31 protein-coding genes are annotated in these 25,168 nt (G+C 54.0%); 9 read left to right on the top strand and 22 right to left on the bottom strand.

Features of this window, described 5'->3' with window-relative positions:
- The first annotated feature begins 142 nt into the window (after positions 1 to 142).
- From AC1EKS_RS08120 to AC1EKS_RS08145, 6 genes are read left to right on the top strand one after another with little or no spacing between them, the layout of a single operon-like run.
- Positions 143 to 631 (top strand): Asp23/Gls24 family envelope stress response protein, encoded by a 489-nt coding sequence (locus AC1EKS_RS08120; protein ID WP_481009310.1) that lies wholly within the window; start codon positions 143 to 145, stop codon positions 629 to 631.
- 23 nt (positions 632 to 654) lie between these two features.
- Entirely contained in the window at positions 655 to 849 is a 195-nt protein-coding gene (locus tag AC1EKS_RS08125) for a hypothetical protein (RefSeq protein WP_024059343.1), read from the top strand.
- Positions 850 to 861: 12 nt separating this feature from the next.
- Entirely contained in the window at positions 862 to 1,218 is a 357-nt protein-coding gene (locus AC1EKS_RS08130) for a hypothetical protein (protein WP_481009311.1), read from the top strand.
- Positions 1,215 to 1,811 (top strand): hypothetical protein, encoded by a 597-nt coding sequence (locus tag AC1EKS_RS08135; RefSeq protein ID WP_481009312.1) that lies wholly within the window; start codon positions 1,215 to 1,217, stop codon positions 1,809 to 1,811. The genes AC1EKS_RS08130 and AC1EKS_RS08135 overlap by 4 nt, the downstream gene beginning before the upstream one ends.
- On the top strand, positions 1,808 to 2,440 hold the full coding sequence (locus tag AC1EKS_RS08140; RefSeq protein WP_481009313.1) for a hypothetical protein: 633 nt from the start codon (positions 1,808 to 1,810) through the stop codon (positions 2,438 to 2,440). Before AC1EKS_RS08135 ends, AC1EKS_RS08140 begins: the two co-directional genes overlap by 4 nt.
- 12 nt (positions 2,441 to 2,452) lie before the next feature.
- The gene (locus AC1EKS_RS08145) at positions 2,453 to 2,698 is read left to right on the top strand and encodes a CsbD family protein (RefSeq protein WP_481009314.1); all 246 of its coding nucleotides are present in this window, start codon (positions 2,453 to 2,455) and stop codon (positions 2,696 to 2,698) included.
- A 134-nt stretch (positions 2,699 to 2,832) separates the two neighbouring features.
- On the opposite strand, the gene AC1EKS_RS08150 is transcribed toward AC1EKS_RS08145, so the two are convergent.
- Positions 2,833 to 4,179 (bottom strand): DUF4921 family protein, encoded by a 1,347-nt coding sequence (locus tag AC1EKS_RS08150; RefSeq protein ID WP_481009315.1) that lies wholly within the window; start codon positions 4,177 to 4,179, stop codon positions 2,833 to 2,835.
- Between the two features lie 113 nt (positions 4,180 to 4,292).
- Here AC1EKS_RS08150 and AC1EKS_RS08155 point away from each other — a divergent pair, with 113 nt between their 5' ends.
- Positions 4,293 to 5,342 carry a DNA adenine methylase gene (locus AC1EKS_RS08155; protein ID WP_481009316.1) on the top strand — a complete coding sequence of 350 codons (1,050 nt, stop codon included), beginning with the start codon at positions 4,293 to 4,295 and terminating at the stop codon, positions 5,340 to 5,342.
- 15 nt (positions 5,343 to 5,357) lie between these two features.
- Here AC1EKS_RS08155 and AC1EKS_RS08160 read toward each other — a convergent pair whose 3' ends face one another.
- The 21 genes from AC1EKS_RS08160 to rpmE form a co-directional block, all read right to left on the bottom strand.
- On the bottom strand, positions 5,358 to 5,771 hold the full coding sequence (locus AC1EKS_RS08160; RefSeq protein WP_481009317.1) for an ACT domain-containing protein: 414 nt from the start codon (positions 5,769 to 5,771) through the stop codon (positions 5,358 to 5,360).
- A gap of 201 nt (positions 5,772 to 5,972) precedes the next feature.
- Complete coding sequence (locus tag AC1EKS_RS08165; protein ID WP_481009318.1) at positions 5,973 to 6,746, bottom strand: alpha/beta fold hydrolase; 774 nt, start codon at positions 6,744 to 6,746, stop codon at positions 5,973 to 5,975.
- A gap of 109 nt (positions 6,747 to 6,855) precedes the next feature.
- Positions 6,856 to 7,137, bottom strand: a complete 282-nt coding sequence (locus tag AC1EKS_RS08170; RefSeq protein ID WP_481009319.1) for an ATP/GTP-binding protein — start codon at positions 7,135 to 7,137, stop codon at positions 6,856 to 6,858.
- Position 7,138: 1 nt separating this feature from the next.
- Positions 7,139 to 8,359 (bottom strand): N-acetylglucosamine-6-phosphate deacetylase, encoded by a 1,221-nt coding sequence (locus AC1EKS_RS08175; protein ID WP_481009320.1) that lies wholly within the window; start codon positions 8,357 to 8,359, stop codon positions 7,139 to 7,141.
- Positions 8,360 to 8,399: 40 nt separating this feature from the next.
- A complete protein-coding gene (gene nucS / locus AC1EKS_RS08180; RefSeq protein WP_481009321.1) occupies positions 8,400 to 9,098 on the bottom strand; it encodes an endonuclease NucS in 699 nt (232 codons plus the stop codon).
- Positions 9,099 to 9,123: 25 nt separating this feature from the next.
- Entirely contained in the window at positions 9,124 to 9,546 is a 423-nt protein-coding gene (locus AC1EKS_RS08185; RefSeq protein ID WP_481009322.1) for a DUF2550 family protein, read from the bottom strand.
- A 37-nt stretch (positions 9,547 to 9,583) separates the two neighbouring features.
- Positions 9,584 to 9,841 (bottom strand): F0F1 ATP synthase subunit epsilon, encoded by a 258-nt coding sequence (locus AC1EKS_RS08190; protein WP_481009323.1) that lies wholly within the window; start codon positions 9,839 to 9,841, stop codon positions 9,584 to 9,586.
- A complete protein-coding gene (gene atpD, locus AC1EKS_RS08195; RefSeq protein ID WP_481009324.1) occupies positions 9,841 to 11,286 on the bottom strand; it encodes a F0F1 ATP synthase subunit beta in 1,446 nt (481 codons plus the stop codon). The genes AC1EKS_RS08190 and atpD overlap by 1 nt, the downstream gene beginning before the upstream one ends.
- A gap of 26 nt (positions 11,287 to 11,312) precedes the next feature.
- A complete protein-coding gene (locus tag AC1EKS_RS08200; protein WP_481009325.1) occupies positions 11,313 to 12,236 on the bottom strand; it encodes a F0F1 ATP synthase subunit gamma in 924 nt (307 codons plus the stop codon).
- A 2-nt stretch (positions 12,237 to 12,238) separates the two neighbouring features.
- Positions 12,239 to 13,891 carry a F0F1 ATP synthase subunit alpha gene (gene atpA / locus AC1EKS_RS08205; RefSeq protein ID WP_481009326.1) on the bottom strand — a complete coding sequence of 551 codons (1,653 nt, stop codon included), beginning with the start codon at positions 13,889 to 13,891 and terminating at the stop codon, positions 12,239 to 12,241.
- A gap of 28 nt (positions 13,892 to 13,919) precedes the next feature.
- Entirely contained in the window at positions 13,920 to 14,750 is an 831-nt protein-coding gene (locus tag AC1EKS_RS08210; RefSeq protein WP_481009327.1) for a F0F1 ATP synthase subunit delta, read from the bottom strand.
- A complete protein-coding gene (locus AC1EKS_RS08215; RefSeq protein ID WP_481009328.1) occupies positions 14,750 to 15,316 on the bottom strand; it encodes a F0F1 ATP synthase subunit B in 567 nt (188 codons plus the stop codon). The genes AC1EKS_RS08210 and AC1EKS_RS08215 overlap by 1 nt, the downstream gene beginning before the upstream one ends.
- Before the next feature lie 15 nt (positions 15,317 to 15,331).
- A complete protein-coding gene (gene atpE, locus AC1EKS_RS08220; protein ID WP_238127598.1) occupies positions 15,332 to 15,547 on the bottom strand; it encodes an ATP synthase F0 subunit C in 216 nt (71 codons plus the stop codon).
- A 52-nt stretch (positions 15,548 to 15,599) separates the two neighbouring features.
- Positions 15,600 to 16,394 carry a F0F1 ATP synthase subunit A gene (atpB, locus tag AC1EKS_RS08225; protein ID WP_481009346.1) on the bottom strand — a complete coding sequence of 265 codons (795 nt, stop codon included), beginning with the start codon at positions 16,392 to 16,394 and terminating at the stop codon, positions 15,600 to 15,602.
- 168 nt (positions 16,395 to 16,562) lie between these two features.
- Positions 16,563 to 17,081 (bottom strand): Cg1360 family ATP-synthase-associated protein, encoded by a 519-nt coding sequence (locus AC1EKS_RS08230; protein WP_481009329.1) that lies wholly within the window; start codon positions 17,079 to 17,081, stop codon positions 16,563 to 16,565.
- The gene (locus AC1EKS_RS08235; RefSeq protein ID WP_481009330.1) at positions 17,078 to 18,223 is read right to left on the bottom strand and encodes a glycosyltransferase family 4 protein; all 1,146 of its coding nucleotides are present in this window, start codon (positions 18,221 to 18,223) and stop codon (positions 17,078 to 17,080) included. Before AC1EKS_RS08235 ends, AC1EKS_RS08230 begins: the two co-directional genes overlap by 4 nt.
- 9 nt (positions 18,224 to 18,232) lie before the next feature.
- A complete protein-coding gene (locus AC1EKS_RS08240) occupies positions 18,233 to 18,856 on the bottom strand; it encodes an L-threonylcarbamoyladenylate synthase (protein WP_481009331.1) in 624 nt (207 codons plus the stop codon).
- A 9-nt stretch (positions 18,857 to 18,865) separates the two neighbouring features.
- The gene (locus AC1EKS_RS08245; protein ID WP_481009332.1) at positions 18,866 to 19,264 is read right to left on the bottom strand and encodes a hypothetical protein; all 399 of its coding nucleotides are present in this window, start codon (positions 19,262 to 19,264) and stop codon (positions 18,866 to 18,868) included.
- A gap of 76 nt (positions 19,265 to 19,340) precedes the next feature.
- Positions 19,341 to 20,258 (bottom strand): N5-glutamine methyltransferase family protein, encoded by a 918-nt coding sequence (locus AC1EKS_RS08250; RefSeq protein WP_481009333.1) that lies wholly within the window; start codon positions 20,256 to 20,258, stop codon positions 19,341 to 19,343.
- Positions 20,212 to 21,315 (bottom strand): peptide chain release factor 1, encoded by a 1,104-nt coding sequence (gene prfA / locus AC1EKS_RS08255; protein ID WP_481009334.1) that lies wholly within the window; start codon positions 21,313 to 21,315, stop codon positions 20,212 to 20,214. Before prfA ends, AC1EKS_RS08250 begins: the two co-directional genes overlap by 47 nt.
- Positions 21,316 to 21,487: 172 nt before the next feature.
- On the bottom strand, positions 21,488 to 21,706 hold the full coding sequence (gene rpmE, locus AC1EKS_RS08260; RefSeq protein ID WP_481009335.1) for a 50S ribosomal protein L31: 219 nt from the start codon (positions 21,704 to 21,706) through the stop codon (positions 21,488 to 21,490).
- A 360-nt stretch (positions 21,707 to 22,066) separates the two neighbouring features.
- Between rpmE and AC1EKS_RS08265 the strand changes: the two genes are divergently transcribed.
- Entirely contained in the window at positions 22,067 to 23,503 is a 1,437-nt protein-coding gene (locus AC1EKS_RS08265) for a L,D-transpeptidase (protein WP_481009336.1), read from the top strand.
- 170 nt (positions 23,504 to 23,673) lie between these two features.
- Complete coding sequence (locus AC1EKS_RS08270; RefSeq protein WP_481009337.1) at positions 23,674 to 25,107, top strand: L,D-transpeptidase family protein; 1,434 nt, start codon at positions 23,674 to 23,676, stop codon at positions 25,105 to 25,107.
- Positions 25,108 to 25,168: the final 61 nt, after the last annotated feature.

Raw genomic sequence — 25,168 nt, forward strand, 5'->3', positions numbered from 1 at the left:
ACTCATTCATCTGGTTTCAGCGGTCGCGAGCTGGCAAAATTTCCGATACCTTGGAAACAGGTCGCTGAAAATCAGGATTATAAAATAGCTGGTTAACGGCCTTCGAAAGTAATAGTCACCCAACAAAGTAGGGATAGAGATAATGGCAAATACCAAACAAGATAAGAAGACCCCGACTGTAGTACCCACCACGGAAGAAGCCAAGGAACTCATCCCTGCAAATAATGTTGCCGAGGATCAGGGCCAGGGGCTAACCACCGTTGCCGACCAAGTGGTGGCCAAAGTTGCCGGTCTCGCCATTAAAGAGATTCCGGGAGTCTACGATCTTGGTAACTCCGCCGCCCGCGCCCTGGGGGCTTTGCGCTCCAAGGTGGGAGCCTCAGAAAGCATCACCCAGGGAATCTCGGTAGAAATCGGACAGACCCAAACCGCGCTGGACGTAGTGCTAATCGTGGAATACCCCTACCCGGTACACGAAGTAGCCGACAAAGTCCGCGAAGCGATTTTCTCGTCTGTTGAAGGGTTAGTAGGCCTGGAAGTAACCGAAGTAAACATCAAGGTTACCGATGTGCACGTACCCGACAGTGACGAAGAAAAAGAAGAAGACAAAGAAAGCAAGGATCTGAAGTAGCCTTCGCCGGAAAGGAAAATAAAATGACCACCATAGCCGGTATTTTTTGTGGCGCTTTTCTGGCCTATATGGCCGTAGCTCACGGATTCTTCGGATTTTTAGTCGCCATCCTGTTTATGGCCATCGGGGCAGTATTAGGCAGGGCGGCTTCTGGGAAGCTAGATCTGAAAGGCGTTGGTGAAGCCCTGATCGGCAAGCACACCACCACCTCCGATTAGAAAGGAGGCGTAATGCAATCCGATAAGGAACAGGCGGATCTAGCGGGAATCACCACGGTTTCTGCGCGAGCAATCCAAACCATTGTGGCCGCCACAACCGGACGCCGAGTCAGCGTACCCGATAAGCTGATAAAAGTCACTACCCATGATGACCAGGGATTATTGGGGATAGATATTTCTTGTCCCCTGGACTATGACGCCCTGGACACCATTGGGCAAACCCCGGACGCTTCGGTGTTTTCACTGGCAGGCGAGGCACGCCAAGACATTGTTAACCGCGTTAGCGAAATCGCGGGGGTAAAAGTTGGGCGGGTAAACCTGCGGCTAACTGGACTCTATAAACATCAGGAACGGAGGCAGCTGCAATGAGTAAGCAATCCAGCAAATCCGGTCCTTATGTGTCTTATCTAGTCCGGCGAGAAACTCATTCCTCCCGGGCCCTAATCAGCGTCATCGTGGCGCTGCTTTTGATGGCGGGGCTAGGATATTTAGCTACCGAAGGAGTGCTGGCCGCGCTCGGCCGCCCTCCCCTGCTGGCCACTCCCCAAGATTTGTGGGAGCACGCCCCTGCCGCTTTGCAGGAGAAATATCGCCCCCTAGTAATTATCGTAGGGATAGTATTGGGGCTCTTCGGCCTGGGATTACTTGCTAAGGCAATTCTCCCCGGGACTTTAAGTAAACACGCGTTAAAAGACGAGCGCGTTGCCTATGTGGCCGATGACTCGGTAATTGCTTCCGGAATTTCCCGCTTGATGCGCGAAGAAGCCGGGCTCCCCCAGGGAACGGTGTCTACCGCGGTTAGTAAACGCCGCTCGCTAAGCACCATCACTCCCACTACCGGGCGCCCGATTGACCAAGAGCAAATGCTCAAGCTCGCGAAGGACGAAGCTGCTTCCTGGCAGCTGCAGCCCCGGCTAAAAACCGCAATTAAGGTCAGCCAAGAGGGGAGGCTAGAAAAATGAGGAAACTACCTCGGGCATTAAACCGGATTTTACTGTTTGTTTTCGGTCTGCTTTTCTTAGCCACCGGAGCAGCGCTGGTGGGAGCAGCAACCTATCCGCCGCTGCGCGAGCTGGTACTCAAATATCGCTCGCGCCTAGATGGTGAATACGCTTCGCTAGCTCAGCAAGCAACCTTTAAGGTGTCTGGACACCAGTTTTTCTGGGTGCAGGTGGGACTGATTGCGATCGCGATCATTGTCGCCCTTTTGCTGCTCAGCTGGATCTTTTCTCAGGGAGGCGGCAAGATTCGCTCGTTGGCTTTAAATGCAGCCGGGAAAGATTCAGAAAAAAAGGGTGAGATTACCGCCGAACTGGGGCTACTCCAGGGGATTATCGAGGACGAAATCAGCGATAGTCGCTGGATCTCGTCTTTGAAAGTAGCGTCTTGGGAAGTCAAGAAACGGCCCGGACTGCTGCTGAGCGCCGCGGTTTTTAAGGGAGCAAATCCTCGAGAAGTAAAGGCTGAGCTTGACCAGGCAATAGCTAGGCTCGATCAAGTTTTAGGAATAAACATGCCGATTCTGGTACGACTAACCACGAACTGGCGAAGTAACTTAGGATCTGCGGATCGCGTAGATTCCGAGAAATAAAAGGAGAACAAAATGGGATTAGACGACAAGATTAAGAATACCGCTGAAGACTTGGGTGGCAAGGCTAAAGAAGCTGCCGGTAAACTCAGTGGAGACAAGAATGTAGAAGCCGAAGGCAAAGCTGACCAGGTGGGTGCGGAAATCAAAGATAAGGTTTCCGAATTCTCGGATAAGGCCAAGGACATGGCCGAAGAAGCCGGCGCAAACCTGAAGGCTGCCGCCGAAAAAATCAAGGAAGGTTTCTCTAGCGATAAGTAAATCCAGAGAAAACTGAACTTTAAATTAGTTATATAAAAGGGATCGGGAGGCAACCGCCTCCCGATCCCTTTATGTCTAGTCTCCTAAACCGCTCTAGGCTCTAAAATTGCACTTTCCAGAGCACAAATTCCCAGTTAGTCCAGTTGGGAGGGGGAAACTTTTGTTTCGTCCCCAATGCGCATATCCGCGATCTTCCCGGCGGCCCGCAGCTCCTTCAGCCGCGGCACCACTCGCCGAGAAATACCCCAAGGATCAATCGTGTTTAAGTAAATCCGGGTACCGCCCTCAAATCCCGCCAAAGTTGAAATCCGCCATTTCAGCAAGATTCGCCAGCGCATGGGAGTCGAAACCGAAAGCGGACGGTGATACCACTCTTCATTACAGGGGACATCTGCCCCGGTAGCAGCATGAATAGCGTGCAAAATATCGGATACTGCCCGCACTTTCTTTTCACCTGCATCCCAGGGATTACAGGGCCTGCCCAGTGGCCAGACTGCAATCGTGGGATAACGGTGTCCGACCCCGGCCATCGCAATCGCGTCCTCATTTTGCGCCAAGATCAGGCCGCGCGAAGCCCGAATCTTCAAAATCGTATGGTAAATATCGGGGTCTTTACGCAAGCGCTTGCGTTCCTGCGCGGTCTGAACCGGAAACTCGTCAATCGCCACCAGCTGTTTATGCAAGTGATCGAAACTGGCACCCGCCGGTTTTAGCCAGTTCTGGAAAGTGGCCACATATTTAACTGCCGGATCCAAGTCGTACAGGTCGCGCAAGGTACGGGCAGTAAAAGCGGTATAAGCATTATGTTCCTCGGGAGTAAGGGTACCGGCCGAAGCCAGCTGGGAAGAATCAGTTGCTCCGGGAACAAAATGTCGCTTAGCCACGATCAAGTCATGCCCACCCGAAAAGAACGAGTTGGCCTGCCCCAACATTTCCGGTTCGCTCAGGCTATCAATCTCGGCGTCATTCATCCCGTATTGATGCAGCTTAGCGCGCACTACCCGCAGCACATGGTCATACCCGGTAGGCGTAGACAGGTACTCTGCCATATGTTGGCGTTCCTTATCGGAAGGCTCATGGCCATAATTAAGGTTCCAATATTGATAGGCAACAATCTCGAACAGGTTGGGAATCCGGCGGAAATCTGCCGGGTATTGGCCTAGTTGATTGGCCGCTAGCCCTTCTACAATCCGAAAATCTCCGCAGCTAGTAGTCTTGTCTGCCGGAAGTTCTTGATCCCCCAGGACAATCCGCGATTTTTCAGGTGGGGTTTCTAGATAGCGATCCGAGCAGAAAGCGCAACTGGCGGTGTGGTCTTTGGCGGTAATAGGCTTTGGGTTAACCTGCGGCTTAGACAGGGGACGATGCCCGCGACCAGGAACAGTCCACACCTCGGTTCCGGTCAACTGATTTCGCTGTTTAACGGTTCCATCTGCCAGTTTAACTAGGGCACGTGCCGATGCTGCTTCCTCTTTTGCCATACTTCCACCCTAGTTGTCCGCGCCCATTTTTCGCCGACCCGCAGCGCGTGTAAGTCAGATGCGTCAAATGCTACGGGTCTGGTTTATAGTGAGCGGGGAGGAAAGGAGGGCAGTTGATTAAATATTTGGGCTCCAAACGGAACCTGGTGCCGGCTTTAGGTACTATTGCTACCGCTTCCGGTGCCCGCACTGCCCTCGACCTATTTTCGGGCACTACCCGGGTTGCCCAAGAGTTCAAACGCCGCGAAATCTTCACGACTGCCTGCGACCTTGCCTCCTATAGCTACCAATTGGCGCGCACCTATATCGAAACCGATGCGGACACCGTTGACCTTGAAGCCTTGCGCGCGCATCTAGCAAAAATGAGCGCCTTAGAGGGCAAAGAGGGTTATTTCACCGAAACTTTTTGCCGGCAGGCCAGGTTTTTCCAACCCCACAACGGAGCCCGCATCGATGCTTGCCGGGAGTACCTGGTTCCCCTGACGGGCGATCCTCTCTTCCCGATATTACTAACTTCCCTGATAGAGGCCGCCGACCGGGTAGACTCCACCACCGGGGTCCAAATGGCATATTTAAAAAAGTGGGCGCCGCGCTCCTATAACCAGTTAGAACTGCGTTTACCGCAGCTGTTGTCCGGCAAGGGACAGGCGCTGCAAGGCGATGCCCTACAGCTAGTTGACCAGGTAGGCGAAGTCGACCTTGCCTACCTCGATCCTCCTTACAACCAGCACCGTTACTTCACGAATTACCATATTTGGGAAACCCTGGTGCGCTGGGATGCCCCGGAAACCTACGGGGTGGCGCGCAAACGGGTCGATGCCCGCGGCGATAAGCACCGCTCTGTTTTTAACTCCAAGCGCACCATGGCGCAAAGCTTCTTTTCCCTACTGGGGCGGGTACGCGCCAAAACCATCGTGGTTTCCTATAACGATGAAGCCTGGATCAGCGAAGAGGAGATGATTAATGCCATCTTAGAGGCCGGGTTTGCCCAGGTAAAGAAGTTCTCGTTTTCGCAACGCCGCTATGTGGGGGCAAAAATTGGGATCTATGATCCCCAGGGGAAGAAAGTCGGTAAACCGGGAGCGGATCACAATACTGAGAATGTGTTCGTAGGGGGCAAGGACGCGACCCTTTCCCAAATCAGCGCAGCTTTGGCACCCTAGCTAAGCGCAAATCCGCTAGTACTGGAGCCAGCCCTTTGCTTGTTGAGAGAGCTGCTGCAGTAAAGATAGCGCCTCTTGCGCCCGCGCTGCCGGCACCATCAGATGATCGTGGTGTAGACCGGATAAAACATTGCAGGGAATAGATTGGCTGGCCAGCTGGGAAGCCACCGTGAAAGTGAGCCCGGTTTCTTCTAAGGAAACGTCGCAGTCCAGAGTGATACGGCGGTAGATCTTTTTTCCCTCAGCCATTCCCGCAGCTTTTGCCTGCTCCAAGGGCACCACTAAGGTGAGTCCTTCTTCCTCTTTGATCTGGGCAAATGACTCCAACCCCGCGGGTAAACCATCCTGCTCCGACAAGAACACATACTTGCCAAACATATGGGGATGTAGCTTAGACAGCGCTAGGTCAAAGTCAGAATACGAACTCATAGTTTTAAGGTAGGGGGCAGGGCACTACCCGTGCTTTCTAGTCTCACTCTGCGGTCGATTTTTCCCGGCTTATGCAGGTAAATACCAAACTTCTCAGGCTGCCTTCAGCAACTTGTTTTAGAATGCTGGCTCGCAAAATCTGCCGGGGAGGACGCAGCCCCTCCCCCGCCCCTCACCAGAAGTTAATTCCGGCAGCAAAGGTCAAGAGATTCGCCGATAAACACTCATCACTGCCCGCGCCACCGCCGAAGGTGCCTCTAAAGGCACCAGATGCCCCGCGCGCGGCACCGAAACCACCCTAGTTCCGAGAGCCTTAGCCATGGCTTCGGCTTGGGCAGCCGTAGAACTTTGATCCTGCTCCCCGCGCACCACCATTGCCGGTATGTGGGCCCGCTCCAGGGTTTCCAGGCGCCCAGGACGAGCCGCTAGGGCCCGCTGCGCCCAAGAAATCGCCTCCCCGGGAGCCTCATTAATCCATTTCTCCATCAACTCCGGAATCTTAGGGAAATCCGTGAGAGTTTCTTTGGCGAGCATAGTGGGGATGCCCTCGACTAACTGTTCTTGCGCCCGGCCTACCAGTGCACCTACCGCCATCTCCGTGCGGGCAGCCCGCGCCTTAGGAGTGTCAATATCAGCCTTGGTACCTACCAGCACCACTCCACCTACCAGCCGCGGATGACGCTCGATCATCGCTTGCGCGGTGTGTCCCCCCATAGAGTTCCCGCACACCAGTACTTTTTCGGCCCCCTCCGCGCGCACTGCCTGGGCTACATAATCGGCATAGATTTCTAAAGAGGGCGGGTCAGTCGGGAGCGGAGAATGGCCAAACCCCGGGGGATCGACTGCGATCACCGGCACACCCTCGAAACGACGGGCTACTCCCTCCCACATTCGATGGTCATAGGGGAAAGCCGCCAATAAAACCACTGCGGGGGTGCCCGCCATTCTATGCGCATCACGCGTAAAGATCGCCACGTTCATAAAACTATCTTCGCACAGCTTCGCGGGCCTGCTCGCGTTAACCGGCGCGAAAGTTGGGGATTTTGAGGTTCGGGTTTTGCAGAAGCCGCCAGGATGGACAATGTTAGAGGCCGCGTTCCCAACAGGAGCGGTGCCAGTGGCGGCGTTGGTCGAGACCGGCTTGGGTACCAAAAATAGAGTCAGTTCGCCAAGCCACCACCTGTGCCTGCCCAATCTGGATTTCTTGACTACACCCAGGGCAACGATAGGTTTTACGTGCCTGCGAAAGATACTGCACCTGGAAATCGCCATCCGCGCGCGAAACCGCGCGGGGCATCGAAGCCAGGGAATCCATCCTTAAAGGCCGCTGTTCGCCCCAGGGACGCTTACGAGAGCGTCTAGCCATTTTAAAAGACCCGGGATCCGCGTTTGTAAACTTCCATGGGGTTCAAATCAGCATCGGTAACCAGCAAGTCAGCAAACTTCCCAGGAGCCACTTCCCCCAACTGGGGATTACCTAAGATTTTTGCTCCCTGCGTGGAAGCGCAATACACCGCATCTACCAGCGGAATTCCTGCCTGATGCGCGATCTTAACCTGGTTTATCAAGTGGGAAGTTCCCCCGGCGAGCCCTCCGCCTGGCTGACTGAGCCTAGCTACGCCCTCTTTAACGGTTACCGCTTGCCCCCCGAGGACGTAGTCGCCATCTCCCAAACCGGTCGCGGCCATCGCATCGGTGACCAACACCATTTGTTCCCGCCCAATCAGCTCGTAGACGTTGCGTACCAGCGAGGGAGCGACATGGACACCATCAGCGATGATCTCTACAATGACGCCTCCACCCGCAGCGTCCGCCAGGATCTCCGGAACCGGGCCGGGATCACGGTGATGCATCGGCGCCATCCCATTGAACAAGTGGGTGACGGTGGCATGCGCGCAGCGGGCGCGCGCAGAATGCTGCAGGGTTTGCCGCACTTCCACCAGAGCATCCCGCATCTTCTGGGAGCTGGTATCGGTATGTCCGAAAGAAGGAACCGCTCCGCCCGCGATCAAAGTCTCCGCCACTCCAGAAGGTCCCATCGCGTAAGGTTTTTCGGGAGCGAAGGTCATCGACACCGCATAGCCGCGCGAAGCAATCAGCAGTTCCCGGGCTAAGGGCGCATTGGGGGATTGAATATGTGCCGGATCTTGCGCTCCGCAATGCCCCTGCGCAATGAAAGGACCTTCGAAATGGATGCCCGCGAGTTTGCCTGCCTCACACATTCCGGCCAATAGCTCTGCTTTTTCCCGCAGCACCATCGGGGATTGAGTAACCAACGAAGCTACCAGGGAGGTTGTTCCCCAGCGCAGATGTTCTGCTACCGCGGCCAATGCCTGGTCTTCAGTTTGGAGATCCGGGAAAGAGACGCCCCCGCCGCCATGGCAGTGCACGTCAATCAGACCGGGAAGCACGTAGCGATCATCGCTAGGGGCGGTGGCGGCCAAAATTTCGTCACCAAAACCAGCTTCTTTTGCCGCAGTTGATTCCCCGATCCACACAATGGCATCTCCGGAAACTACCACTGCCCCATCGGTAATAATGCGATTCGCGGTGACTACTCGTCCGCGGATGGCGAAAACTTCATTCATAGCTAAAATGCTCCTGCCCGATAAGTTCTATTTTCATTGCTTAAAACAGGCGCGATTCTGCGTCGTCTACTCCTCGCATCGTATCGTAATCCAAGGTTAGACAGCGAATTCCCCGATCCTCGGCTAGCGTCCTGGCCTGGGGTTTGATTACTTGCGCTGCAAAAATTCCCCGCACTTCCGGCATAATCGGGTCGCGAGAAAGCAAATCTAGGTAGCGGGTCAACTGCTCGACACCGTCGATTTCCCCGCGCCGTTTCACTTCGATAGCGACGTGGTTTAGTTCCGGGTCAAAAACCAGTAGATCCACCGGGCCAACCGGAGTGGGGTATTCGCGCCGAATTAACTCCCATCCGGTGCCGAGGATTTCCGGGACTTGGGCAGCTAGCAGCTCTTGCAAGTGCGCCTCCACCCCGTCTTTTTGTAGTCCCGGATCTATCCCCAGTTCGCAGCTAGTTTCCGAGAAAATCTCCCCGATTCGCAGTTTTAGCTGATCCCCAGTTTTTGCCGACTCTACTAACCAAATCTGCTGAACTCCCGCTGCTTCGTCCTCGGAGGACACTGACAGTTCTTCGATAGTGGCCGGGCCCGCCATCCAGTTAAGGGGTTTATAGGAGCCCCCATCGCAGTGGATAAGCACCGAAGAATCGGCTTTTACCATGATCATTCGCGGGGCCATCGGTAAAAAAGAATTAAGGCGGCCGCTGTATTCGACAGAGCAATTAGCGAAAAGGACGCGCATGGGAACCTATTGTAAAGGAAAAACCTTAACCCCAAGCTTGGGGGATTTCACGAGGAGGCGCAGCCTCAGCCCAAGAGACTAGGCCCGCGTGGTCGTCCTCGGAAAGAAACAACCAAAAACGATGAGTACCGACGCTAACCGGTACCGCCACGTTGCGCACACCCTTTTTTGATAAATAGTTATGGACCTTGCCCAACTCCACCTGCCGGCGCGGCCAGGTCTTATCAGGGCGAAAAGAAAGGCCCGCCGCTTTATACCAGCTCAAAGACTCGGCCTCATAGACTGCACAGCCCTCTGTCCACCCGGAGGTAACATCCGGGCGATAGGAGCAGAGAAAAGCCCCTTGGCGATATAGCCGATTCATGCGCCACAGAAAATAGGCGGCGACTAAAGCCACTAGGGCGGCAATCACCAAAATGATTAGCAGAAAAATTTTTAGCGCCGTCATGGCCTAACTATAACCCTTATAGACGATTCTTTTCGGTTTATAGCCCATCGACGACGATGGTTACCTTATCTTCGTCAACAGAAACAAATCCGGGAACTATCTCAAACTCTCGAGCATCCGGGTCGTTTTCCTGCTTACCTACTTTTACTTTTCCCGCGGTAATGGTTGCCAAAAGCGGTAAGTGACCAGGTAAAATACCCAACGAACCTTCGGTAGTGGGCAGGGAGACGAATCCCGCCTGCCCACTAAACAGCTCCCCAGAGCGGGTAACTAAGCGAACCGAAAGCGAACTCATTACGCCGCTTCTTTCTGCAGCTGCGCCCAGTTACGTTCCAGATCCTCGATACCACCGATATTGAAGAACGCCTGCTCCGGAATGTGATCGTAGGTGCCTTCACAAATACGCTTAAACGCCTCGATGGTTTCCGATAGCGGAACGGTAGAACCTTCCACCCCGGTAAACTTCTCTGCCATATAGGTATTCTGCGACAGGAACTGCTGGATTCGCCGTGCCCGGTTAACGGTAAGCTTGTCCTCTTCGGAAAGCTCATCCATACCCAGGATCGCGATAATATCTTGCAGTTCTTTGTTCTTCTGCAGAATCGACTTCACCTTGGTGGCTACCTCATAGTGTTCTTCACCCACGTAGGTGGGGTCCAAAATACGCGAGGTCGACGACAGGGGGTCAACCGCCGGGTAGAGGCCGCGCGAAGCAATGTCACGCGAAAGCTCGGTGGTGGCATCTAGGTGCGCGAAGGTAGTAGCCGGAGCCGGGTCAGTGTAGTCGTCTGCGGGCACGTAAATGGCCTGCAGCGAGGTAATCGAGTGTCCCGCAACCGAAGTAATCCGCTCCTGGAGCAGACCCATCTCATCGGCCAAGTTCGGCTGGTAGCCTACCGCCGAAGGCATATGCCCGAGCAGGGTCGATACCTCCGAGCCGGCCTGAGTGAAACGGAAGATGTTGTCAATAAACAGCAGTACGTCCTGGTTTTGCACATCCCGGAAATATTCCGCCATGGTCAAACCGGTTAGCGGAATACGCAGACGGGTCCCCGGAGGCTCATCCATCTGTCCGAAGACCAGTGCGGTCTTATCGAAGACTCCCGCTTCATCCATTTCGTGAATAAGGTCGTTACCCTCACGGGTACGCTCGCCCACCCCGGCAAATACGGACACGCCGCCGTGATCTTGGGCTACGCGCTGAATCATTTCCTGAATCAACACGGTCTTGCCTACGCCCGCGCCACCGAAAAGACCAATCTTGCCGCCCAGCACGTAGGGGGTTAGCAAGTCGATAACTTTAATCCCGGTCTCGAACATCTGGGTCTTGGATTCCAGCTTGTCAAAAGCGGGCGGGTCGCGGTGAATCGGCCAACGCTCTTTTATCTCGAGGGTTTCGCCTTCTTCCAGGTTCAGGCAGTCGCCGGTCACGTTAAATACGTGGCCCTTAGTAACGTCCCCTACTGGAACCGAAATGGCGGCCCCAGTATCGGTAACCTCTTGTCCGCGCACCAATCCGTCAGTGGGCTTGAGCGCCAGGCAGCGAACCACATCGTCACCCAGGAACTGCGCCACCTCCAAGGTAAGCTTGTGAGGGGCGGCTTCCCCCTCAATCTGGATCATAGTCTCCAGCGCGTTGTACATTTCGGGCAGATGATCCGGCGGGAACTCCACGTCCACAATCGAGCCGATCACCTGGGAAACCCGTCCCACGCCCGTAGTCCGTTCGGTATCACTCATTAGAGTCTCCTTATTCCTTGTTTCCTCTAGCGACCAGCGGCCAAGGCCTCTGCCCCGCCGACGATCTCAGTTATCTCAGTAGTAATTTCTGCCTGACGTGCATTATTAGCCAGGCGGGTGTAGCGCTCAATCATGTCTTGAGCGTTATCGCTTGCGGTGTGCATCGCGGTTTGCCTGCTGGCGAGCTCACTGGCTGCTGCTTGCAACAGCGCCGAGCGGATCCGCGAGCGTACATACATAGGTAGAATCTGGTCTAATACCGCCTCGGGGCTGGGCTCGAATTCATAGAGAGGAGGCACCTTGCCATGGGGTTTATCCAGGTTGATATCCATCTCTTCAGCTTCTTCTTCCGAGATAACCTCCAGCGGTAACATCTTGCGCACTAGCGGCACCTGTTTGACCATATTCACGTAGCGGGTAAACACCAGGTAGACCTCGCAGACCCCCTCATGCACCACATCCGCCAAAAAGGCGTCGGTGAGAGCATCAGCTATCTCGTAAGACTGCTCTACCGTAGGCGAATCCGAGTTACCCGTCCAGGATTTTTCCACCGCTACTCCGCGGAATCGGAAGTAGCTCTCGGCTTTACGCCCATAGGCGTAAAGCACCGGCTCTTTACCCTGCTCTTCCAGCTCTTCCACCAGTTTCTCGGTTTCGCGAAGAATCGAGGCTGAATAGGCCCCGGCCAGACCGCGATCGGAAGTCACGCACATGACCGCTACTCGGTCGGTATCCGTGCGCTCCCGCGTTATCGGGTGATCGAACGAAGAGTGAGCTGCTAAAGCCGCCAAAGCCTGCGTAATCGCCGAATCAAAGGGCGTGGACTGAGTGGCAGCTTCGCGAGCCTTCCCGATACGCGAGGCCGCGATCAGCTCCATAGCATGAAAGACCTTGCCCAGTGTTTCCGTGGCTCGGATCTTCTGCTTATATATCCGCTGCTTTCCGCTCAAGGTTAATCCTTTTTATCTTTCTTATGGCGGTCTACCACCAGTTGTTCGCTGTCATGCTCGGCTTCGACAACCTCTTCGGGAAGATGAACTTCCGATTCCAGCACTCCCTGCGACGAAACAAATCCGCGCCGGAAGTTCTCAACCGCTTCCTTCAGGGCCTGCTCGGTCTCGGAATCAAACTGCCCCGTTTCCTTGATCTTGCTGGGCACATCCGAATTCGCGTGCAGATAAGCGAGCATCTCTGATTCGAAGCGGTGAACATCGGAAACCTCGATGTCATCTAGATATCCGCTAGTGCCGGCCCAAATCGAGCAAACTTGATCCTCGACCTCATAGGGAGTTGACTGCGGCTGACGCAACAGCTCCATCAGACGCGCACCCCGAGTTAGCTGCCGCTTAGTGGTGGCATCCAGGTCAGAAGCAAACATGGCGAATGCCTGCATATCACGGTACTGCGCCAAAGTGATCTTCAGGGTACCGGAGACTTTCTTCATCGCCTTAACCTGGGCATCTCCACCTACACGGGAAACCGAAATACCTACATCCACCGCGGGTCGTTGGTTGGAGTTAAACAGATCCGACTGCAAGAAAATCTGTCCATCGGTAATGGAAATAACGTTCGTCGGAATGTAGGCCGACACGTCGTTGTCTTTAGTCTCGATCAAAGGCAATCCGGTCATCGAGCCTCCGCCCAGATCATCAGAAAGCTTCGCACACCGCTCTAACAACCGGGAGTGCAAGTAGAACACATCGCCCGGGTAGGCTTCGCGCCCCGGCGGACGGCGCAGCAATAGGGAAACGCTGCGGTAAGCTTCTGCCTGCTTGGAAAGATCATCAAATATGATCAGGACGTGTTTACCCTGGTACATCCAGTGCTGACCGATAGCCGAGCCGGTATAGGGAGCCAAATACTTAAAACCAGCCGAATCGGAGGCGGGAGCCGCCACAATGGTGGTGTATTCCATGGCTCCGGCAGCCTCTAGCTGACCGCGTACGCTGGCGATGGTCGAACCTTTTTGACCAACGGCCACGTAAATGCAGCGCACCTGCTTCTTCGGGTCACCACTTTCCCAGTTCTTACGCTGGTTGAGTACCGTATCAATCGCAATCGCGGTCTTGCCGGTCTGGCGATCCCCAATGATCAACTGTCGCTGTCCGCGCCCAATCGGAATCATCGAGTCGATTGCTTTTAGGCCGGTCTGCAGGGGCTCATGCACGGATTTACGCATCATTACCCCGGGAGCCTGTAGCTCCAGGACGCGGCGCCCCTCAATATCTTGAATCTCGCCCAGGCCGTCTAAGGGCTGACCCGTGGGATCAACTACGCGCCCGAGGTATCCGTCACCCACAGGAACGGATAGCACCTCTCCGGTACGACGCACGGGCTGGCCTTCTTCAATCCCCGAGAAGTCACCGAGCACAATCGCGCCAATAGTGCGATCTTCCAGGTTCATTGCCAATCCGGTGGTTCCGTCAGCGAACTTGAGAAGTTCGTTCGCCATCGCCCCCGGTAAGCCCTCGATCCGAGCGATACCATCAGCCGCCATCACTACGTGCCCGATTTCGTCCTGGGTGGAGCGAGTGGGCTCATAGGAGCTTACGAAGTCCGCGAGGGCGTCACGAATCTTCTCCGGTTGGATTTGAAGTTCAGCCATGAAATTGCCTTTTCCTAACGTTCCGGTACTACCCGGCCAGTTTCTGCTTAGTTTCTTGAATTATGGTGGCTAGAGAGCCGTCGAAAATCTGGGAACCAACCCGAACTTTCATGCCCCCTATCACCGAAGGATCTACGCTCACCTGAAGGTGAATGTTTTTCTGATAGCGGCGGGACAAGATATCCCGCAAGCGCTCAGCTTGTGCGTCCGCTAGTGGCATAGCCACTTGCACGGTAGCCACCAAGCTGTCACCAGCGGCTGCCAAATCGCGGCGCATATGGCGCAGCGTCCCCGTCAGGGACACCGAACCTTCTATCTTGGCGTCGCGGCTGACCGCACTGATCGCCCGGGCCGCTAAGGTAGCTGCCGGACGCGAAAGCGCCGAACCGACTAGCTCCTTTAGCAGCCGGATCCGATATTTACTGTCGCGGTTACGGTCCGAAAGTGCGGAGCGCACCTGCGGATTAGCTCGCACGAATTGTTCCAATGAGAACACTTCGTCGGCGACCTCGATCGCTTTGCCCTGCACCTGCGCACCATTTTGCACCGCATATTCGCCTAGGCGCTCAATGACAGTGGCCAGTTCCCGCTCGCTGGGCACTTCGCTGATGGCAGCCTTCACCGCTTGCCTCGCCACTGCTGACAGGTTTCCTGCTAAGGCGTCTAGCAACGCGGCTCGGTCCCCAAGGTTACGAGCAGAGTCGGTAAGCGCCAAAGCAACCCGAGAGGAGCCTTGCACCAGGTCAGAGAGGACAAAAAGGTCATCTGCCCAGTCGTAGCAAGTTTCGGCATCTCTGCCGGTTTGCTCGGCTAGAACCTCTTTGCCCCGCTGGAGGGCTTGCCTACTGGATGCGCGCATTATTTACTAACACTTTCCTTTTGCGAGGACGCCTCCAGCTGATCCAGGAAACGCTCAATTACCCTCGCGGATAGTTCCCGGTCAGTCAGCTGCTCGCCCACAATGTTCTCTGCCAGTTCTGCAGCCAACATTCCGACTTCAGTTTTCAGAGAAATCTCTGCGGCCTGCCGGTTAGCTTCCACCTGTCGCTGCGCATTGGAACTGATGCGGTCAGCGTCCTCGACTGCTTGCGCTTTGGCTTCTGCCACGATCCGCTTCGCGCTATCCTGCGCCTCGGAGCGGATCTGGGCAGCCTCCTCATGAGCCCGCCGCAAAGCCAGTTCCGATTGGGTGTTGGCGTCGGCGATTTCTTTCTTCGCCTGCTCCGCCTTTTCTAAACCATCTTTAATGGTGGTGGCCCGTTTTTCGGTGATCTCTTTGTACTTCGGATACATGAACTTCAATATCACGAAGAAGAAGATCACGATAATGATCGCGGACCAGACTAACTCCGGAATCGCGGGCAGCAAGACATTGTGTTCTTCTGCCCCACCTGACGGTTTTGCCAGCTGAATCAGGTATAACATTAAGTTTCCTTTTTACTACTTGAACAGGAAGCCGGCTACCAAACCGATCAGCGCCAACGCCTCTACGAACGCGATACCGATGAACATATTGGTGGTCAGACGCCCACCAAGTTCAGGCTGGCGTGCGAGAGATTCCTGAGTCTTACCAATCAAGATACCCAGCCCAATACCGGGGCCAATACAAGCCAGGCCGTATCCGAGAGTAGCTAGGACAGCCATATTTATAGTCATTTTTTCTCTTTCTTTTCTTTATTTGTGGGTTTTCCCGCCGGAAGCGGAAGTCTTAGTGGGCGTGCACCGACTGGTCTACATAAACCGCAGTAAGGACTGCGAATACGTAGGCCTGCAGGAAAGCAACGAAAATTTCGAAAGCGGTTACCGCAATCGCAGCAACGAAGGTGATCACCGAGAACACCTTCATGCCCCCTGCTGCCAGCAGCAGGAAATAGTTGGAGGCCAAGATGGTAAGCGCCAGCAACATGTGCCCGGCAATCATATTGGCCAAAAGACGGACGAACAGGGTGAAGGGGCGAACAATAAAGGTCGAGAAAAACTCGATTGGGGTCAGCAATATGTAGAGCGCCTTAGGAACATTGGGGGGAAAGAGCGCGGATTTAAAGAAGCCCCCCGCGCCCTGAGCCCGAATTCCGGCGATAATAAATAGGAACCAAACGAAGATGGCTAGTAACAACGGGATCCCTGCTACCGCGCTACCGGCGATATTTAGCCCCGGGATGATTCCGCCGATATTCATAAAGAGGACGGTAAAGAAAATCGCGGACACGAAACCGTTATATTTCTTCGCGTATTCTTTCCCCATTACCTGCTCAGAGATGTTAGTGCGGCAAAAATCCAGAAGGTACTCCATCGTGGATTGGGCGGTACCGGGTACCATTTTTGCCCGCCGGGTGTAAAGCACCGCGCAAATCAGGAAAGCCACCAGCAAGATGATGCGCACCAAGGTAATGCGATTCATCTCGAAGGGGGTGCCACCCAAGGCAATCACCGAGGGGAAGAACTCATCAATGCCAGGTGGCTCGAATTCTTGCGGTACCAGGGTGGTTAACCCACTAAGCATCGGTGACACTATCTGTTCCCTTCATTTCTGCCGATGTGGCCGAAAACTGTGACTCGGATTCCATTCTAACGCTTTATTTCAGGTTTTGAAACGGATGCCCGACTGTCTTAGATTTAACTTAACATAGGACCGGGGTCCCGTGAGAATTATTCGATAGTTTTACCCGTTCTAAACCCTTCCAACAGTCAATTTATTAGTTTTGGCGACCACCCGCGCCTCTCCTATGGTGGTTAGTAAAATCGTAATTACTAACACCAGAAAAATTACTTGGCTGTCAAGCTTTGACACCGGCCGCAGTAGCGCCACCGCCGCTAAAACTATGACTAGTTTCACTAAATAGGCTCCAAACACATACATGGAAGTGCGCTCGGGATCGCGCAATACTAATTGGTTGGCTCCGATTCCCACTGCCGCCACAATCCACATGATCCCCATCGCTGCCAGGGCCGCTAGCGCCCCTGGCCAAGCACGGAGTATTCCTGCTACCGGTACCGAAACCAGCGTCGAAAACACCAAAATCAAGACGACTGCGCGGTTTCCTTTCCGGATAGCTGCCCGCGCTCCATAGCGATCCTGGACAGAAGCGAAATCCGGCCTCTGCGGGTCTGTCTTCTTGGAGCCCCCACTATGCCGGTTAAGCGCGGTTACCTGCGGTTCTCCTGCAATATCTTGCTCGTCCTGGTTCACAATTTTTCCTTTTCTCGCAGGTGCCGGGGGTAGGGATCCGGGCCCACCCAATAGTAGTTACGCAGGCCTGGCAAAAAGGAGATGGTCACTATTAGACATAGCGCCCCTCCTCCCAGGGCCAGAATAAGCTCTGATATCCAGTTCAGCTTTAATAGACAAACCGCCAGCACCGAAAAGTAAAAAGCCCACAGATACATCACCAAGACCGCCCGTCGATGCGAGTGCCCCATTTTCAATAGCCGGTGGTGCAGATGGAGGCGATCGGGTTTGAAGGGGCTGTGTCCGTTTGCCAGGCGGCGGATCACCGCCATCACCATGTCCACAAATGGCAAGGCCATTACCGCGAGCGGCAAAAGCACCGGGATTGCTGCTGGCAAAAACTGAGATCTCCCCAAAGAAAGCGGATCAATTTGCCCAGTAACCACGATGAACATGCAGGAAATAGTTAGACCCAGCAACATCGAACCGGAGTCTCCCATGAAAATAGTTGCGGGGTGAAAGTTAGAGGCCAGGAACCCTAGACACACTCCCACGATTACGATTCCAATCATGGCCGCAAAGGACGCATAACTTTGGGCATTGGTGAGGCGAATTAGAAGGTAGGAATAGATAAAGAATGCTCCCGCCCCAATCATGGTAATCCCAGCGGCTAAGCCATCGAGACCATCCACGAAGTTCACGGCATTGGTAGAAAACACTATGATCAGCACGGTTACCAGAATCGACATCCGGGTGGAGGGAATAGTCATTCCAAAAATGGGAAACGAAACCACTTGGATCCCCTGCCACGCTACTGCGGCCGCAATCAATACCTGTCCGGAAAGTTTTGTCCACCAGTTCAAGTCGTAGATGTCGTCTATTACCCCTAGCAGCGTAATCGCGATCGAGCCAAAAATTAGCGCCCATACCTGGGGATCGGCATAAAACTGGGAAAAATAGGGCATTTGCCGCGAAATCAGAAATGCTCCAAGGAGTCCGCAAAGCATCGCAACCCCACCTAGTCGTGGGGTGGGTACCGTATGGACATCGCGCTCGCGCACGGGGGTTAAAACGTGGAGTGCTCGGGAGACGCGGCGCACTATCGGGGTCACCAAGAAAGTAATCGCGCAGGCGATTACCCCCAGTAACAGATAGGCTTTCACGCTCTCTCCCTAGTTCTTCGCTGCTTTCCCGGCCACCGTGCGCAGCTGCGTCGGCGGAATCGCCCCGCTGCGGAGCACAAAATAGTCTTCTGCCTCCACCTTAACTATGGTGGAGGGTTCGCCAATCCGGCTGGGCCCCGCGTCCACGTATTCGGAGACTTTATTCTCGAAATATTTCTGCGCTTGCGTAACCGTTTGCGCTGGCGGCAAGCCATGCAGATTCGCAGAGGTTACCGCCAACGGTCCGCTGGCCTCCAGTAACTGCAAAAGATCGCTTTGGTCGGGTTGACGCACCGCTACGGTTCCTCCAGTTACCCCCAGATCGAGCGGTAAATCTTTCCGTGCCGGCAAGACTACAGTAAGAGCTCCGGGCCAAAATTTCTCCATGAAAGTCCTGGCTAAGGCAGAAATTTCGAGTACTAGTGCACTGGCTTGCGAAATACTGCTGACCAGCACCGGGGAGGGAAAGTCACGCCCTCTGCCTTTAGCGGTTAGTAGCCTATCTACGGCCGAGGAAGAAAACGGATTCGCCGCGATCCCATAGACGGTATCTGTCGGTACTACCAGCAGCTTCCCGGCTGCTATCTGTTTTTTTAGACTAGCGATGTCTTGTTTACTTAGCGGAGTTCGCATACTTGCATATTAGCGTTTTAGGTTACGCTCACGCCCGTAGGTAACGACAGCACTTCCCGTCCAGATGCACAGCAGGGAAAATCCGGTCAGCCAGATATCACGCTGGCCTCCGGTTTGCGCTAACTGCGGGGAATCGGCCGGCTCGCCAGTTTGCGGGGCGGAAGTGCTCGTTTCGGGCGCAGGATTAGGATCGCTATTTTTTGGGGAGGGCGCTGGAGTGGTTGCCTCCGCTCCAGCCGCGCTAACCACTTCTTTCGCGGTAGTGCTGGGAGGGCGATCTAAAGGCGCCTCCACATAGTTCAAAGTGGGCTTGGGAGTAGGGTCATCGGCGAAAGCGGTAGTGGTGACGAATGCAGGTAGCAACGCCACGGCAGCTACTGCTACTGCCGCGCGAAATCCACTCGACATAGCCGCCCCTTTCTCCTAGTGTGCAGCCACTTTACCTTAACGTTAGCATCATTTAAGGTACTCGTTAAGCCTGCCTTTACTTTCGTGCCAATAGGTAGCGAGGACGCCCGCTGAGATCCGGCTGCGTCCTCACCCGAGAAAATCCTATTTCCCCAGCATAATCGCGCAGTTTTTCCCCTTGGGTGGGGTCATGTTCCATCGCGAAAATCCCGTCTTGTCCCAGCAGGCGGAAAGCTTGTTTAACGGTTCGTTTCGGAATCGTGAGGCCATCCTCGCCTCCGCCCCAAAGGGCGAGTGGCGGATCCTTTAACGCTTCCGGCTGGGTAATAGTACCGGGCGGCACATAGGGCGGGTTGCTTACGACCAGATCAAAAGTTCCTGCCTGCTCCTCCCAAAGCCCCGGGTCAGCAACATCGCCGCAGCTGACAGTGATTCGATCCGCTAAATCTGGATAACGTTCCAGATTTTTCCGGGCCACCCCTAAAGCTTTTTCACTTATCTCCACCATAAACACCTGGGATGTGGGCAACTCTCGGGCAAGAGTCAAGGCAATGGCACCCGATCCGGCACATAAATCCGCAGCTAGTTTCGCTTGCTTGGCGCCTCGGGGACGCAGCGCCAGTTCTACTAGATATTCAGTTTCCGGGCGCACAATAAAAACGTCTGGGCTGGAAATCAGGCGAAAAGCACCGAAATACATTTCTTTTAGCAAATGCTGCAGCGGCTGGTGAGTGCAGCGCTGTTCCACCAGATCCCGAAACACCAGCTCCTGGGAGGGAGATAAAACCTGGGGAGCAAATAGAAATTCATCGGCTTCACAGGCCGCACAATAAAGCGCCATGATTTCACGTGCCGGCTCGATTCCAGCTGCGGCATAACGCTGTCGCGCCCAGGAAAATGCCTCTTGGCGAGAAAAACCGGCCTCGTTCATCGGGGAATCGCTGCGCTTATTTGTCCGACTGCCCGGAGAGTTGCGCCAAGCGATGTTCTTCATCGAGTTTGATGGCCGAATCAATCACGGGCTGCAATTGCCCGTTAAGTACCTGGTCAAGGTTATAGGCCTTGTATCCGGTGCGGTGATCAGCAATCCGGTTCTCTGGGAAGTTATAGGTGCGGATACGTTCGGAGCGATCCACCGTCCGCACCTGCGAGTGGCGTTGCTCGGCCGCCTCGGCCTCCCGCTTCGCCTCTTCTTCCGCTTTTAAGCGCGCCCGCAACACCCGGAACGCCGCCTCCCGGTTTTGGATCTGCGACTTCTCGTTTTGCATACTGACCACAATTCCGGTGGGAATATGGGTCAAGCGAACTGCGGAATCGGTGGTATTAACCGACTGTCCCCCGGGTCCGGAGGACCGGAAGACATCTACGCGGACTTCATTGGGGTCGATCTCTACTTCCCCCGCGTCTTCGACCTCCGGCATTACTAGCACTCCGGCGGCAGAAGTATGGATGCGTCCCTGCGACTCGGTGACTGGCACCCGCTGTACTCGGTGCACCCCGCCCTCGTATTTGAGGTTCGCCCATACCCCGTCCTCAGGAGCTACGTTTCCTTTGGCTTTAATCGCGATCTGCGCGTCCTTAATTCCCCCCAGATCATTAACCGTGGAATCTAGTACCTGCAGGCTCCAGCCTTTGGTTTCCGCATAACGCTCATACATTCGCAGCAGATCCCCCGCGAAGAGGGCAGATTCATCCCCACCGGCACCAGCTTTGATTTCCATAATCACGTCGCGACTATCATCGGGATCCCGGGGAGCCAATATTTTGCGCAGCTTATCTAGCGCCTGACTTTCGGCCTGTTCCATCTGGGGAATCTCAGCGGCAAAGTCGGAATCTTCTTTCGCCAGTTCCTTGGCAGCCTGGAGGTCACCCTCGGCGCTCTTCCAGGTCTCATAGGCTTTCGCTATCTGCGCCAACTGGGTGTGGCGGCGACCTATCTGGCGGGCCTTTTGTTGATCCTTTTGCACCTGAGGATCGCCCATCTTCATTTCCAGTTCAGTTTTTTCTGTGATGAGGGCTTGCACAGCTTCCTCGTCAATCGGCGATCCCACAGTTGCTCCTTATAACTCTTAGCGAACTGACTTCTACTTTACGTTGCCTGAGCGGGGCTAGAAAACCAAGACTGTCGATTGGTGATAGTTTTCGCCGCGCCAGGCGCAAATTGAGCTAGCTAAAAATAAAAAGTGTGGCCGGCACGCTGGCCGGCCACACTGAAAGCTAAACTTACTTGTTGCGCTGACGCTTGCCGTAACGGGCTTCGAAGCGAGCAACGCGCCCTCCGGTATCCATAATCTTTTGCTTGCCGGTAAAGAAGGGGTGGCAGGCGGAACACACGTCTACCCGCATGGTGCCGGACTTAATGGTAGATCGGGTTTCAAAAGTGTTCCCACAGGTACAAGTAACCGTAGTGGGGACATATTCGGGATGAATTCCCTGCTTCATGGTTTCTCCTTGAGGTTCTCAGGGCGCCGGGTCCAAATGCAGGTTACAAAAGGTGAACCGGAACCGGATTAGATTATGCCACTTCCCGCAGTAACGGCGCCAGTTCTGGGGCAAAATGTGGTGCGGGTGACCTTTCAGCTGGACCAGTTTATGGCTTAGTTCACCATCCGAAAAATAAATCTGATAACAATCTCATAACGCCAGGAAGTCTTATTGACTGTTAACGCTGGTCAAGCAAGGTGAAAACCGACTCTACCTGCACTGTGAGCAGACTTACCCAACCTGGGGGGTGTTGGAACCAATAAACGCCGTTAGGATGAAGATGTTATTAAAAAATCCCATTTGGAAGCACAGATATCGATGAATAAGAAAGCAAAAATAACTATTGCCGTTATTGTTGGCGTGCTAGTGGCCTTGGTAGCAGCGTTCGCGATTTACGTCACCTACTACGCGATGGGGAAAAAGGCGCTGCCGGGCACCATGGTTGGCGAGGTCAAAGTATCCGGGATGACCAGCTCCCAGATCCAAAGCCAGCTGGAAGCTGCGCAGACCAACTATAAAGCCACCTTCTCGGGACAGGGATTCAAAGAAAGCTCATTCACCCCGAAAGAAATCGGGTATTTGCTGGACTCAAAAACCACCGCGAAGAACGCCACTGACCGCAGCAGCGCTTTCAGCTACATCAGTAGCCTATTTACCTCCCGCCAGGTGGAGATCGTTCACGATATCGATCCGGTAGTTACTAACAAGTTGTCGCAGAACCTTTCCAAAGATATTCCCGAAGCCAAACCTGCTAGCGAACCAATGGTGAAAGCGAATGGAGAGGGCACCGGATTTGAAGTAGTTCCCGGTAAAGATGGATTCGGGGCGGACACTCAAACTTTGGTGATGGCTGCCAACAAGGTTATGGACACGCAAAAGGATCAACAGTCTTCCCTACAGGCAAGTGCAGTTAAACCTTTGGCCAGCCCAGATCTTGCCCAGCAAATGGCAGCTGCCGCCACCAAACTCACGGAAAGTGAAGTAGCTATTAATGCTGGTCAAAAAAATATTGTCGCTGATCAAAAAACTAAGGTTAGCTTTGTAGCTATTCCCGCCATCAGCAAAAATGCGAAGCCGGAAGCGAATCAAAAAGCTGTAGGCGCATGGGTAGACGGTAATAAGAAAGAAATCGAAGTTAAGAAGGTTGATGGGAAACGCTTTGTCAACAGTGCCGGCAAAGTCGTGAAAACGGAGACCGAGCCTAAAGATGGCGTGACGGTCAGCAATGCTGAAAAAATCACTCAAGAAATAGCTAAGAAATTTGCGGCCGGTAAAGATGCCACTGTCAGCTATGAAACCCGGGTTGATAAGGCTAAGGTCACCGACAAGACCATCGCGGATGGTGCTGAAAAGCTAGTCTATATGGCGGGTCCCGGAGAAAAATGGATTGATATCAATCTTTCCAACTACACGGTGACCGGGTACGAGGGCGCCACCGTAGTGAAAGGACCGGTCTCTATGGTGCCGGGGGCCCCTGCTACCCCCACCATTAAGGGCAACTTCGCTATCGAGCGAAAATATCGCTCTAAAACCATGCGGGGAAACAACGCTGACGGCAGCCGCTATGTATCTCCGAACGTCCCCTACGCAATGTTCTTTTCGGGAGGATACGCTTTGCACGGGGCTCCTTGGCGCGGCTCCTTTGGATGGGGAGGCCCGGGTGGTTCCCACGGCTGCGTGAATATGCCAGTGGGCGGGGCGCGCGATTTCTACGATTGGGCACCAATCGGAACCCCGGTAGTGTCTCACAGCTAGATACAGTTCTAATCAGGTATCCCAGCGATTGGAATCGCTGGGATACCTTTTATAAGGCAGTTTGACCACTATTTTGGGTTGTCTTATCTTCACCTCAATATAGATAGTTTGAAAAACACGGTTAAGATAAAGATGTTGTTGTGATTCACCCATTTTGGAAGCCCAGATAAATGTCTAAGAAAGCAAAAATTACCGTTGCCGTTATTGTTGGCGTGCTGGTGGCGTTGGTAGCAGCGTTCGCGCTTTATGTTACCTACTACGCGATGGGGAAAAAGGCGCTGCCGGGCACCATGGTTGGCGAGGTCAAAGTATCCGGGATGACCAGCTCCCAGATCCAAAAACAGCTGGAGGCAGCCCAAACCTCCTATAAAGCAACTTTTTCGGGAGAGGGAATCAAACAAGAATCATTTACTCCCCAAGAAATCGGCTACCGGGTTCAGTCGCAAGAAACCGCGCAGCGAGCAACTGCGCGCAGCAGTGCTTTTAGCTACGTAACCAGCCTGTTTGCTTCTCACAAAATTCCGATTCTTCATGAGTTCGATCCTACGGTTACCAATAAACTATCGCAGGAAATTTCCAAAGAAATTCCAAAAGCTAAGCCGGCGATCGAGCCTGCGGTCAAGCCCAATGCTCAAGGTAACGGATTTGAAGTAGTTCCTGGCAAGGACGGATTTGGGGCAGATACCGAGGCCCTGATCAAAGCAGCCGATAAGGTCGTGTCTACGCAACAGAATCAGAACCTAAAATTAGCTGTGGGACCGATCAAGCCGCTGGTGGATATTAAGTTGGCACAAAATTTGGCAGATGCAGCCCAAAAATTTATTCAGCCCCAGGTGACGATAAAAGCCGGGGATAAGGAAATCGCTGCTGATCAAACCACAAAGGTTGGTTTCGTAGCTATTCCGGCAGTCACCAGAACGGCGAAACCCACCGCCGACAGTAAAACTATTGCTGATTGGGTAAATGAGAATAAAGACGCGGTGGAAGTACAGAAAGTTGATGGGAAACGCTATGTTACCAGCGCGGGAAAGGTTCTAAAGACAGAGGTTGAGCCGAAGGACGGAGTTAAAGTCACTAACAGTGAGGAACTCACCAAGGAAATTGCCGCTAACCTAAACGCCGGAAAGGATTCTTCCCTCGCCTATAAATCCCAGGTAGATAAAGCGAATATTGAAGATAAAACCCTCGCTGAGGGGGCAGAGAATCTGGTATATATGGCGGCTCCTGGAGAAAAATGGATTGACGTTAACCTGTCTAATTACTCCGTCATTGGTTATGAGGGAGCCACCCCAGCAAAGGGGAAGTTCACAGTAGGCATTGGGAAACCCTCTACGCCTACTATTCAAGGCAAATTCGCCATTGAACGAAAATACGAATCTAAGACCATGCGCGGCAGCAACTATGTCGAGTACGGCATTCCTTATGCGATGTATTTTCACGGAGGATATGCTCTGCATGGAGCCTATAGCACTAACCATGGCCAATGGTTCTTTGGAGTACCCGGAAAACAGATTTCGCATGGCTGCGTAAATATGCTTCCGGAGGACGCGAAATCCCTCTATGCTTGGGCACCCGTTGGCACTCCGGTAATTGTGCACCGTTAGCGGGCTGCTAGTCAGTTCTACCACCCGGAATTTAGGGGCATCCCGGTAGCTGCTCTATCAG

Source organism: Varibaculum sp. C0165D1 (assembly GCF_056590355.1).